This window comes from Paenibacillus sp. FSL H7-0690, from assembly GCF_037980415.1.
Lineage (GTDB): Bacteria > Bacillota > Bacilli > Paenibacillales > Paenibacillaceae > Paenibacillus_AQ > Paenibacillus_AQ odorifer.
Window position 1 is genome coordinate 2,196,926 of the sequence record NZ_CP150281.1, and the last position, 13,477, is coordinate 2,210,402.

General features: G+C 36.3%; 8 protein-coding genes and 1 pseudogene. All 9 read left to right on the forward strand.

What is annotated here, in order from left to right; genetic code table 11:
- The first annotated feature begins 4 nt into the window (after positions 1 to 4).
- The 9 genes and pseudogenes from MHI32_RS09515 (at position 5) to MHI32_RS09555 (ending at position 12,012) form a co-directional block, all read left to right on the forward strand.
- Complete coding sequence (locus MHI32_RS09515) at positions 5 to 523, forward strand: hypothetical protein (protein ID WP_340012219.1); 519 nt, start codon at positions 5 to 7, stop codon at positions 521 to 523.
- Positions 524 to 1,038: 515 nt separating this feature from the next.
- Positions 1,039 to 1,413: a hypothetical protein gene (locus MHI32_RS09520; protein ID WP_340012220.1), complete on the forward strand. Its 375-nt coding sequence runs from the start codon at positions 1,039 to 1,041 to the stop codon at positions 1,411 to 1,413.
- A gap of 41 nt (positions 1,414 to 1,454) precedes the next feature.
- Complete coding sequence (locus MHI32_RS09525) at positions 1,455 to 1,886, forward strand: hypothetical protein (protein WP_340012221.1); 432 nt, start codon at positions 1,455 to 1,457, stop codon at positions 1,884 to 1,886.
- Between the two features lie 19 nt (positions 1,887 to 1,905).
- Positions 1,906 to 3,075, forward strand: a complete 1,170-nt coding sequence (locus MHI32_RS09530) for a cysteine desulfurase family protein (protein WP_340012222.1) — start codon at positions 1,906 to 1,908, stop codon at positions 3,073 to 3,075.
- A gap of 210 nt (positions 3,076 to 3,285) precedes the next feature.
- On the forward strand, positions 3,286 to 3,990 hold the full coding sequence (locus MHI32_RS09535) for an ABC transporter ATP-binding protein (RefSeq protein WP_340012223.1): 705 nt from the start codon (positions 3,286 to 3,288) through the stop codon (positions 3,988 to 3,990).
- A complete protein-coding gene (locus tag MHI32_RS09540) occupies positions 3,984 to 8,054 on the forward strand; it encodes an FtsX-like permease family protein (RefSeq protein ID WP_340012224.1) in 4,071 nt (1,356 codons plus the stop codon). The genes MHI32_RS09535 and MHI32_RS09540 overlap by 7 nt, the downstream gene beginning before the upstream one ends.
- 557 nt (positions 8,055 to 8,611) lie before the next feature.
- Positions 8,612 to 8,716: pseudogene (locus MHI32_RS09545) on the forward strand (IS200/IS605 family transposase); the annotation flags it as partial.
- Positions 8,717 to 9,789: 1,073 nt separating this feature from the next.
- Positions 9,790 to 10,431 (forward strand): RNA polymerase sporulation sigma factor SigK, encoded by a 642-nt coding sequence (gene sigK / locus MHI32_RS09550; protein WP_340012708.1) that lies wholly within the window; start codon positions 9,790 to 9,792, stop codon positions 10,429 to 10,431.
- 1,221 nt (positions 10,432 to 11,652) lie between these two features.
- A complete protein-coding gene (locus MHI32_RS09555) occupies positions 11,653 to 12,012 on the forward strand; it encodes a hypothetical protein (protein ID WP_340012225.1) in 360 nt (119 codons plus the stop codon).
- The last annotated feature ends 1,465 nt before the right edge of the window (positions 12,013 to 13,477 follow it).

A 13,477-nucleotide genomic window follows, 5' to 3' on the forward strand; every position in this document is an offset into this window, starting at 1 on the left:
AATAATGTGGAATTTACTGGGAGTATCTAATATATTACTTTGGATATTGATGCTAATTCAACTTATATTTTTATATCTTTTGACAAAAACATTTGCTTCTTATACCAAGAATTTTCATAAAAATGGAGTTGCACAAATTATTAGTATAGATGATCAACTACCTATATTTAAAGCTAAGGACCAAAGGGGGGGGGTAATTTCTTCTGATAAATTTCTTGGCAATATAACAAAATTGATATTTTTAAGTGATCACTGTGGATCGTGTTTTCAAGTACTAGATAAGTTAGAGGAGCAAACATTAATTAATAACTATCTAGTTATAAAAAGTGATAAGTCTAAAGATTCATCGCTTGATATAGATGATAGAAAGTACAAGTTCTCAATTGTAAGATCAACAAAAATAATGAATATTTTTGGAATAGAGAAAGTACCTACATTGTTATCATTTAATCAAAAAGGAACTGTAGAAGATATAACTGAATTGAAAGATCTTAATAATTTAGTTTCTATGTTAGAAAGTTAAATTGAAAAATTTTATGTAAAAAAAGATTATCTTATTTTTTATGAGAGGAGGTGAGAAAAAATGGAGTTTATTTCGAAAATGTTGGGATTTGAACCTAAAGTAGTGATCTGTTCATGTCAAGTGGATGGTCCGACGGTATGCCGTTCAAAAACTTTTTACCAATGTAGTAATACACCAGGCCTTTATAATTTTAAAGAAAAATTATTGCTTGATTGTACAACTAGAGAAGAATGTGGTTATACATCACTATTCGTATGTTGTTAGTTTTAAATTAATTTAACCATTGACTTGTGAGCTGCGGCTATACATAAGATTATAATTGCAGCAGCTCATAAGTCAAATTTATTCCCCTAGCATAAATATTAAATATCCTTGAAGAGAGTTGATTTATTATATCCAACTTACATTATTTTTTATTTATATTTTGTGGTGCGAGTTTTATTGTTATATTTTTATTTCTTAGGAAAAAGAAAGATTCTAATAATTTTTTTTCGATAGATACTCATGGTCTAGCTGTGGGTGATTTTTTTCCTATTAATGAAAAAAAAATATCTTTTATCGAAAAAGAAGATGGTTCTTTAGCATTGTTCTTGTCTATTACATGTCAATCTTGCATTGAAATTCTTGGACAAATAAAGGACATAAAAGATGATTGGAAACAAGTGAGTCTTATTATATATCTATTTGGGAATGAGAAAGAAATAGAAAGTTTGAAAAAAAAAATGGATGCAGAAATACTTGTGATTTTATATAAAAAAGAGGACATGAGGTTTTTGAATACTGAGTTTTTTCCTTTTGTCTATTATATCTCAAAAGAAAGAGAAATATTATCAAAAGGAACTATTAATTCTAAAGAAGATATACATAAAATCATTAGCAAAGCATCGTAAATAAATATTAGAAAGAACTTTATTGAATGCGAGGTTGGATTATGAATATGGAGAATGGTCCTAATATCGGGGGAAAGATTATTGATAAAAGTTATTTTGATCAGAATGGGAATGAAATTATTATAAAGAATAATACGATATTATTTTTTATATCAATATATTGCGTACGGTGCATACAAATAATGCCTTTTATAAAGAAAATATCCAATTCGAAAAAAGTAGATTTTGTGTTATTTTCTAATGGAAGTCATGAAGATCATAAAGAAATGATAAGTCGATTTAAATGGAAATTTCCGATAATAGCGATTGATGATGAACACTTGGAACGTGATTTTTTTATAAAGACACACCCATTTTTTTTAATAGTAGACAATTTTCAAACTGTATATAAAAAAGGAACTATAAATAACCTTGAAGAATTAAAAAGTATTTTCCATCAAAAAAAGGGCATCGAAATGCAATTGTCCAAATAGCGAAATTATAGGAGGAAAAATGGATAAAATATATTTTGATTATTGTGCGTCGACACCTTTACATCCTGAAGTATGTGAAACATTTTGTCATTTTACTAAAAACGTGTATGCCAATCCATCATCGGTTCATAAAATGGGCTTTGAGGCAAGCGAGTTAGTGGAAGAATCTAAAAAAAAAATAGCCAAAAACCTAAGAGTAAAACCAAATGAAATAGTTTTTACATCTGGAGCCACTGAGAGTAATAATTTAGCGATTTTAGGTGTTGTCCGTGCAAATAAGAAAAATAGTAAAGTAGTTCCGCATATCATTTTATCAGCTATAGAGCATTCATCTGTATTTAACTGTTGTAAAGAACTAGAGAAAGAAAACGTAGAAATAACAGTAATACCCGTTGATATTAATGGTATTGTATCAGTTGAAAAGATAAAAGAATCAATAAAAGATAATACTATTTTAGTGAGTGTTATGCATGTTAATAATGAAACAGGTGCTATTCAGCCTATTGAAGAAATAGGAAAAATAATCAAATCACGAGATCATATATATTTTCATGTCGATGGAGTACAAGCTTTAGGTAAGATAAACATTGAATTGGATAACATAGATTTATTTACCATATCAGGGCATAAAATTGGGGCTCCTAAAGGAATTGGTGCATTAATAATTAAAGATAAAACTGTAATCTCACCTATAATATATGGAGGCAATCAAGAATATGGAATTAGATCAGGTACACTAAATGTACCAGGAATAGTTAGTTTAACACATGCTATTGAGATAGCTACTTCAGAACAACAATTGAGAGTTAAGTATCTAAATGAATTACACAATTATATATATTCTAGACTTTTAGCAATACCGCAACTTACAGTTAATAGCCCCGACAGTTATTGTGCACCTCATATATTAAACTTCTCACATAAAGGCGTTCCTTCTGCTATATTAATAAATATGCTCTCTCAAAAAGGAATTGTAGTATCCTCTCAATCAGCATGCTCTTCTCAATCAAATAAAATAAGCCGTGTACTAATGGCAATGACTAATGATCAAGATATATCTTCAAGCAGTGTTAGATTGAGTTTTCATGAATTAACTAAGATTAATGATCTAAATATATTGATAGAAGCAATTTATGAGATGGTGAATCAGATAAGATTAAAAGGAAAGTTTTCTTTTGCTAGTGTTTAACTTGAACTAAGCTCACGAATGTTTAAATACAAATTGGCTATTCGAATGTGTGTAATAACTATCTAGTAAATACTTTTTTGCGCTGATATATCTTAAACTGTTTGAATTGTTCCTATTTTAAAGAAAATTAGAATAGAAGGATGAATAGAATTCATCTAAGAAACCTGCTTTATATAGAATAAGATCAAAATATAGGAGGAGATATATATTTTGACAAACGCTATTTTAATGACTGACATAAATAAGTCATACATGGGAGGCAATGTAGAGACTCGTGCTCTTCTGGATATTAATTTGGAATTTCAACAGGACGAATTTACTGCAATTGTAGGTTCTTCAGGATCGGGAAAATCGACGTTGTTAAGTTTATTAGGAACACTTGATAAGCCAACTTCAGGCCGAATTGAAATTAGTGGTGTAGATGTCTCAAGATTAAAGGGGAATCGGTTGGCAGATTTTCGTTTTGAAACGATTGGGTTTGTATTTCAGCATTTCCATCTTCTCCCTACGCTAACTTGTATTGAAAATGTAATGTCTCCTTTCTACGGAAGAAGAACGATTGTTAATTATAGAGAGAAAGCTGAAGCGTTGTTATCGCACTTGGGTCTTGTAGACAAAGCAAATTCATTACCCTCACAGTTATCGGGCGGCGAACAACAGAGGGTAGCTATTGCCCGAGCTTTGGTGAACGAACCTAAATGGTTGTTGGCTGATGAGCCCACAGGGAATCTAGATTCTCGTAATGCGGAGGTGTTCTACGAATTACTATATCAATTAAAGAAAGAGCTCGGATGTGGTATTATTGTGGTCACGCATGACCAACAGTTGGCCGAGAAAGCTACGCGTATTATTGAAATCAAAGATGGACGAGTGCTACAGGAGAGGGCGCATTCTGCAAGTGAAGCTCTATGCTAAGTTTACTCGGTTCATTCTGGTGGCGCAATAAGGAACGTTTTATTATACTTCTTATTGGTGTCTTTATTGTTAGTTCAGGGCTTAGTTTACTGTCCGGATTAACAGAATCGAATAAAGGCACAGTCATGGAGACCTTGCAGAACAAGTGGCAGGTCTCATACCATATCCTCGTTCGGCCTCAGGGAACAATCTTGACTGATGAGCAGAATAGCTTGATGGAGCCTAATCTCCCAGGAGGAATATCAGGTGGAATTACAGTGGAACAATTACAGAAAATTAAGGAATTACCTGAGGTCGATGTAGCGGCTCCCTTGGCGGTGGTTGGGTATAGTGGCTTTGGATTTGCATTTAATGAGCAGGCTAAATTAAAAGAATATGGTGTTTACAGATTTAAATTACGTACAACTTCAAATAATGGAGTACAATCGCAAACAACTGACAATTTTAATTTTTACATAACTTATGGACCTTGGCAAACCCAAGAAGCGTATTCTGATTATGGAATTAATTATTCCCAAACAGTAGATACAATAGAACAGGGATTAGAATATAGTGGACTTCTAGTAGGAGTTGATCCTGTAGAAGAACAGAAATTAGTAGGATTAAGCCAGGCTGTGTTGCCTCTCCCGAATGGGGAGAATCGGTACTTCAATACAAAGGATATTACTCGAGTAGAACAAATGGATCATAAATATAAGCTGGTTGATTTGCCGATACTTGTAAGTAGTAACGTCTTGCCTGCTGATAATATCTATTCTTTTCAATATGATCGTCTGGATCTTCCTTTTGCAACTGCAGAACAAGCTATAGCTTCTATGGAAAAGGTTAAAGCCAATGGAGCTGAACAATATCTGGATAAGGTTTCTATCGGTTCTAGCCAAACATACAATTATACATCGGAACAGGTACTTCCGGATTTAATTGAAAGTATTTCCAATAATAGCATGCCAGTTCAAGGAATTCGTGAATTTTTAAGATCTACGCCTCTGACTTTTAAGCCAGTAACTAGTCCTTATACGAATAGATGGCCCAATGCCTATCAATTACAAACATTTGACTCTGCGGATGATTCAAGAGTCGGCTCGTACCCGGAATTTTACCGGGTCATGGAGAAGCTTAGTGATTCGGATAATCCGGATGAGGTGGGTGAATTTTTTCTGCGGCCCAAATATATCGGAATGTACGATCCTGCCAAGCTTCAGGTAGCCAAAGACGCCGACAATATTTTTCCGATGGATACTTATAGCACTCCTGCAGCCAAATATGTACTAGATAAGGAAGGGCATCCTGTTAATCCTCAGGTTGCTATTTCGTCAATCCATAATCCATTGGGATTTATGACAAGTCCGCCCACCATGCTGACAACTTTGGATGCAGCTATTCATATTATGGGAAATAAAGCAATATCAGTGATTCGTGTCAAAGTGGATGGGGTGAGTGAAGTAACAGAGATGAACCGTCAGAAGCTGGAACGAGTTGCGGAGACAATCCGTGAACAAACGGGGCTTCTGGCCGATGTAACCTTTGCTTCTTCCCCGCAGTCGGTTTTAATTCAGATTCCGCCAAGCGGTACACAGACTGCCTTAGGTTGGATTGAGCAAAAATGGATTAAGCTTGGTGCCACCTTTACGCTGGTAAACGAGGTTAAGGTTGGATTCTCAGGCATGCTTATACTTGTGATGCTTGTTGCCGTGGTGTATGTCGTTGCTACAAATCTTGTTTCTTTTCTTGTTCGGAAAAAGCAGTTTGCCATACTTCTCTCTACTGGCTGGCGTTATTCACAAATAAACAAGTTAATCTTGACCGAAGCTGGCCTCATAGGGCTATTTGTCGCACTAGTTATCTGGTCCATTGAAACCTACTTTATATTCAGTGGTGAGCAGCAAATATCTCTGAATCAGTTCCTTTTTATGGGTTGCTGCGGATTTTTGATCTACATGCTTGGGGCTATTGCACCTATGATTATGGTGAAAAGAATCTCACCCATGGAGGCGCTACGAGCAGGGGAAACTACAGCCGAAGTTAGGCGCATCACACCGGTCAGCAATCTGTTTCAGCTAGCTCTGGCTCATTTTAATGGGAAAATGAAACGAAATTTATTATCCATACTCTCGATGACAATTCCTGCAACGTTAATGATGTTTTTTTTATTTGTCACCTTTCGCTTACAAGGAACCTTCTATACATCATGGTTAGGTCAGTATGCTGCAGCTGAGATTGGTCCTATGCACTATCTAGCGGTAGGTATATGCCTGATGATATCAATACTTACTGTTTGTGAGATTATGTGGCAGAATGTATCAGAGCGCAGTGAGGAGATTTCCCTATTAAAAGCAATTGGGTGGAGAAAAGGCTCTATCCGTAGACTTATTCTGTGGGAAGGGGCTATAGCAGGCATTCTATCAGGTGTGCTCTCTCTTATTCTGGGTAGTGTGTTTATAACCCTTTTATATCGAGAATACCCAGGCTCGGAACTGTGGGTGGTAGTTCCGGTTTCTTTCATTCCACTATTAGCAGGGCTGGCAGGTTCCATCGTTCCAGCAGAGTTGGCAGTTGCCATGGGACTGAAGAGGGGATTGGCCGGAAAAGCTTCAGTATCAGCGCGTAAAGGTAATCTTCTTAAGATAGTCCTGGCAACAATGTTGATTCTTATGCTGATAGTTTCTGTGGCATCGATTCGGAGGATTATGATTCAGGATAAGGTTTCAAACCATATAACTGCGGTGCCTGCATTAGTAGATTCAAATACTATCATACCCGTTGCTGGTTCAGATAACATTGACGATTTATCAGAATATACTCCAGATTCTATACAGAACGGAAATAAAGCTGCTTATAAGCTAAATTTGCAGATGGATGAACAAGGGCAGTTTACAGTTAAAGCGGAGATTAAGGTCACCAATACTTCATCTGATCAGTGGGACCAACTTATATTTTACATGATCCCGAATGTTTTTACTCAAAAAGACCGGCGTGATCAGTCCGAAGTTTATCGGGAGGATGCCCGGTTTGACTTAAAAAAAGTACTGATCAATGGACAAAGTGCATCCTATACACTGAATTGGGATACGTTAGCTATTCCACTGGTACAAGGCTTAGCCCCATTAGCTCAAACCGAGGTGGTTGTTATGTATACCTTCACATTACCGAAGAATGGAATTCGCCTTTCAAGAACAGCGCAGAGCTATGATCTTGCTCAGTGGTATCCGATGCTAGCGACATATACCATCGGCTGGAATAAAGAACCTTATACTTTAGCGATAGAATCTTTTTATACGGATTTTAGTGACTTTACACTCCAGTTTAAGCTGCCGGAAAGCTACAGGGTAATCAGCTCCGCTGATAATGATCCCAGTGAAGAAGTTTTCAACGGACAGTTAAAGGCTAGTAATATTAAGGAAATGATGGTCAGCTTTACTAAAGAATTAACGCCCATACGGAGAACTGTCGATAATGTAGAGATTAATTTATGGTCGGTAGAAGAAGACAAAAAACAGATGGAAAGTTACTTGGATATTGCTGCGGAAGTGCTCCACTACTTCATTCAGAAGATCGGACCCTACCCACACAAGCAATTAGATGTTATTCTAGGAGATCGTTTATCCATGGAATATCCGGGTATTGTTACGGTCTATTCAAAAGGAGAGGATACCAAGCATTCTTTAGTTCATGAGATTGCCCATCAATGGTTCTATGGAGTTGTAAGCAACGATCCCTATAATGACGGTTGGCTAGATGAAGGCATGACAGAGTTAGCTACCTCGCTGTTTCTTAACGATTTTTCTTTTTCAGAAAAATTATATAACTCAGCTAGACAGTTCTCTAATTTACCTCTTTCAGAGTATCGTGCAGGACAAATCGCATCTTCAATTTATGCTCAGCCTGTTATAAAATTTAGGGGGTTATTTGAGAGTCGTGGGGAGGATGGTTGGGGTTTCCTGCGGGTTTATTTTAAAAAATTTCAGTACAAGCAGGTAGATACGAAGAGCTTTGTGCAATTTGTAAAGAAATATTATAAGATGTCAGATGATTCATTTTTTGACGAGTGGATTTATTTGAAATGATTCACAATTATTATTTCAAGAAAATTATTTGATGTACCCAAGTGATTCCTATGGATACCTGATATTATCGAGAACACTTGTTATAATTGTTTAACCGTACTGGATACAGTGAAGAAAATGCTCTATCCAATTCAAAGTAATTAAGGCATCACACATGTGGACATGTTACAGAGATGTACCTGTTCAATAAGAACACTCTCTCAAGAGAGTCAGAGGGTTGATAAGGTCTATTGGAATTTCTTGTATTTTATTTTTTATTGGGGCAAACTAAATTTCAAAAACAAGAATCGATTTAAAATGAACTGAGAGCCTATTTTTAACCTCCTGAAAAACAGGGGGTTTTTGGCATATTTAATCTCCCAAGAGAGTTTCTTATTGGCATATGCACAATTAATGAAGCGCTTAAGTCTAAGTGAGGATGACGTAATACTTGAGATCAGTTTCATAGATTTAATAGCTAAGGATTTAATTCCCCGCAGCTTGAGCTTGCTGTGTGCTAACTAAGTGCTTGAGTTATGATGAGCATAAAACAGAGGTGTAGAAGGGAAAACTGTGATTTGAGTGAGTTTATCCATAAATTATATAACGTATCGTTGCTGATGTATCATTTTGTATATCCAGCAAAGTACAGGAAATCTCTATTCAATCCAGAAGTGCAGAGGTTTCGGAGTGGGGATCATGTCAAAACATTCAAAAACTGCAACTTGATCTCAGTCACTGTTTTTATCCTGAGTTCTCCAGTGATAGATAGACGGGCCAACAAGTTATTAGTGCCCGTGGTTATCGTCTTCTCACTCATTTCTATGATCATCTTTATTCGTTCAATCATCTTTTCCAGACAAGGCAAGGAACCCAGTTTGAATAACCAACTTTTCTAGCGTGGGTTGGAAGTTCTTTTAACCCCCGTTTATGCCACGGGGCCCAAGGGGAAATCCTTGTCCTGGCTCCCACTAGACTTGGAGGTTTACCCGTTTAACAATAGTCGTACCCAGAAAAAAAAGGCGTATCTCTGACCTATAAGAAAGTGGAGGGCTATGCTCCTTTTTTACCTATCTGGGCCAGAAAAGCCATGGAGTCAATGTCAATCTGCACGAAGGCAGTAGACATGTGCAAAAAGAAGCGGCCGTTTTTCTGTCCCACAGTTTGGTGTATTCTCGCCACATCACCGACTTACCTTTGCTCGAGCGCGCCTTGTAAACAGCTCTGTTTCACTATGCGATCGACCGATCAAGCTCACTTTTTAGCTCTCATCAGCGCATGGAAATTCGAGTTAATCTGTAAGTTTTTTCACGGATTCAGACATTTACAAGTACTTAGCATTTATAGGAAAAACACAAGGTATTCAAGGCCTATCAGAGCCGAAGCAATTATTACAAACAGTAACTATTCAAGTTTGCACAAAATAATGTTCAACGAATTCCCCTAATAAATCAGTTGCTAAAAACCTATGAAAATTAACAAGAATTTTTTGTGAAAAGCTGCGCAGGTCGATATTCTCAAGGGGAATATATGAAGATGTGGAATCGGGAATATAACGGATGAGATACATTTTCGTGTAGGAAAGCTTCTGAAGAAGCAAAAGAAAACCTACCTCAGCCTGGGTGTTAATCCACCATCCTCGTTATGAGTTCCCGGTAATCCAAAGATTGGCGGAATACGTGAGACACAGGAAACGCTTAATTTCTGCGTAGAACACAATATTGCATCTGAGATCGAGGCTATTTCTGCTGACCGGATTGATGAAGCCTGGGAGCGTGTGCTTGCTTCAGATGTCCGTTACTGGTTTGTCATCGACATCAACACGATGGGGGACGAATATAAGACGTTCTCTCTGTTGACATCGTATCGTGTCCATAACCTCAAAAAATTCGATAATACCGGCAAAGACATGGAGGGCTTAATCTCCATCGGAACAATTGGCTTGATTAAAGCGATTGAAAGCTACCGTCTGATCAAAGGCACAAAACTAGCCACTTTTGCTGCTCGTTGTATTGAAAACGAAACCCTGATGCATTTAAGATCATTGAAAAAGACCCGAAAGGATGTTTCATTGCATGATCCGATAGTGACTGATAAAGAGGGGAACGAAATTACACTCATCGATATCCTTGGCTCCGAGGCTGATGATGTCATTAAAGAGGTCGATCTTAAGATTGAGAAAAGCAAGATTGACCGCAACCTTGATATTCTGGATGACCGGGAGAAAGAGGTCGTGGTTGGGCGGTTTGGATTAGACACGGGTAGTGAGGAACGAACGCAGCGGGAGATTGCCAAGGAGCTTGGTATCAGTCGCAGCTATATGTCACGGATTGAAAAGCGAGCGCTCATGAAGCTCTATCATGAGTTTATAAGGCGAAGCGTTAAGATCAAGAGATAATTAGATTGTAAGTAGAGATATACAACAGAGCATTTGTAAAGCGACTTGCCAACAGGGAAGTTACTTTTTTGTTATGGCTTTAGCCAGTTGAGTGTGTGAAACGCGCGAAACAAAAAACACTCGCTATGCGGGTGGAGGGATCGAGGGTTTGACCACTAAGACCATTCCGATAAAATTGAGATGTTCAGGCTCAACGAATTTTTGTTCTAAATCAGTTAATAAAAATTCATGTGAGAAGTAGAAGACTAAAGATTAGGTGCTGTTCAGAAGAATACTTTAAATGACGTTTTACATTTCTACTAATGTATTTATTATAGGAAATATACTTCAAAGAGATTTTTATGGAAGCGCAGCGAGCAACTGTTTCTACGGCACATACTGAAGGCCATGGCATCAGGTTAAATGCTATACCTTACCCGTGGTCAATTACGTAGAAGGTCCTACAATTTTCATACTTAATCAAGAAGAAAAATGGTGTTTACTATTAGACCATTATAGGGGAGAAAAATATACACCCTATGTAACAACAGATATTGAGAATGGAAGTTATATAACGGCAGTGCAAAAATTCCAGACGCCTTACCCTTTCAGGCATGGTTCGGTTTTACCTATTACACAGGAAGAATATGAGCGTCTTATTGAGGCATTTGGAGTTTCTGAAAATAAAAATAACTAAAAGTGGCAGATGAATGAATATGACTAGTAAGGCGTTTAAGGGAAGCGTATACTTTAATCAATAATAAATGACTTGTTGATTGGGTTTGAGGAGCTAGAGATATATTTGCATCCAAATGATGCGAAAAAATAAGAGAAACTATTTATGAATTAGCCAGTGCTCCTAGTAAGTTGGTAAGATGAAATTAGGTTCCTTCATACTCTGTACTTTTGAGGAAAATAGGAGAGAGGGGGGCGATAGCCCCTCTTTTTTACCGTTCTGGTAAGGTAAAACTGATAGGCATATTTTCAGGGGGAAGAATATGATTTTAGGAACGATTATTGTAATTAGATATTAAATTAGAACAATCTAAAGACTAATAAAAATAACGATTCTTGTGAAGATAATAACAACTCCATCATAGAATTGCTACTTGGAAAGCAAATTAAAATAACTCTACGCAATATTTTTACCTAGTTTTATGCTTGATTCGATCCAGAATAGGACAACCTAAAGATGACGTTATTTAATATAACTATAATACGTGGTAAAAGAGGTGTGATAACATGAACCTGAATTTTTTCGATCACCGTGAAACGATTGCTAAAAACTTGGTAACTTTTATTCGGAAGAAAGGTTATTCGAAATTATCTTTATCGAAATTATCTGACATCTCCCGACCTACCATTGATCAGATCATGAAAGGTAGAGGACTTGAATCTGAGCAATATAATAAACAAATTGAAAAAATCAATAAAACATTTGATTTGCCAGATAACTATTTCATAAACCCTCTCATTTCTACATCTCCAACAACGTATACTTGCCCAAATGATTGCGTGGGTTCAGAAAGATATTCACAAATTAAAGAATTATTGGATAGTTTGGATAATATACTTGACATTTATTCTCTGTACTTAAAGTAAAAAATGATCTAAAGAGTACGAATCACAAGCGAGAATAGAACTCCATGTCCAGGTTGATAGCCAAGTTGAGGAGCTTGTAGGTTGAATTTCCTTTACCGAATGAGAGTTGGGGCGATGAGACTCAGAAGCTCGCAAGGGGGATAACACTTCAATTATTAATAACGAACAATTCAAGATTGTACTCACATTTCATTTAGGTCGCAGCTAATCAATTGAATAATAAGAATAAACATATTGGGTTTAGTTATTGGAGGTAAGATTATTAGTTTTCATTCATTTAAGCACTATAAATGATCCTGTTTTAACGATTTTTAACACTTCGATTTTAACGGGTATTATTTATCAGATGATAAGTTGGATGTCAAATATTTAATCCGGAGGTTTCATGAACACTAAATTTTATGTCGTTGTGAAAGGAAGAAAATTAGGAATTTCTAATAAATGGGAAGGTGGCGCAAAACGTACGTAGAAGAATGTAAAGGGGCAGTATATATATCATTCTCAATAATTAAATTAGCCGAAATATGGTGGATGCAAGTGTATAAGGGAACAAATAACCCGGTTTTTTATTTGAATAGTACAGAGTATGCTGTTCAAACTCTGTTTTCCACAATAAAAGTGGAACAACCAGGGCCATACTTTACTTATCTCATTATCGATCCTAGGACAGATACACCATTTTATGTAGGACAAACTCTTAATATAGAACACAGGAAAAGCAGCCATTTAAGAGAGAAACGAATAAGTATAGAGCCTATAAAAAAATGATCGCAAGCATTCAGTTGGACGGTTTTGAACCAGAGTATCAGATCGTTGATATCCAACCAACTTATATAGACTCACCTCTTTCAGAAACAGAATGGGTCAAAAAGCTTGCATATCAAGGCATACATGTCTTAAATGGCTGGAAGGAACATAAGGAATGGATAGACTCGATTTTAAATAATCATATACAAAGTGTCGATAAAACTTGAAATAAATTCAGTTAAAACAAACACCGACCTTGTTTTGAAATTGTAATAAACTTATAATGCAACTCCAGTCTGGGATTTTAAATGCCACCCTTCTTTAAGCGCATTTACGGCAAACGGATGTCTAAATGAATGAACTGTGAATTAGTTCTTTACACCTACCACATCAAAGATTTGGTTCATCATATATTGGATATTTATAGGGTGTTGATTTAACCCCTCAGGAATATCTCTTGTTCCAATTAATTGAGATAGCACATCAATCCTTAGGAAATCTAAGCACGATTGATCTTATATCAGTGGGACTCAAAGAAAGTGGGACTCAAAGAAAAGTTGCACGATATGTACAAGGAAATATACGAAAATGAATAAGGATTACAGTAGTTACAGAATTATCAATTATGAAATATAGAATGATTGATTAGTATCTATGGTGTTACTTATTTAGATATCATCCAAGAGAGTGCCCTTAGTTGGGTGTTCTCTTTTTTATA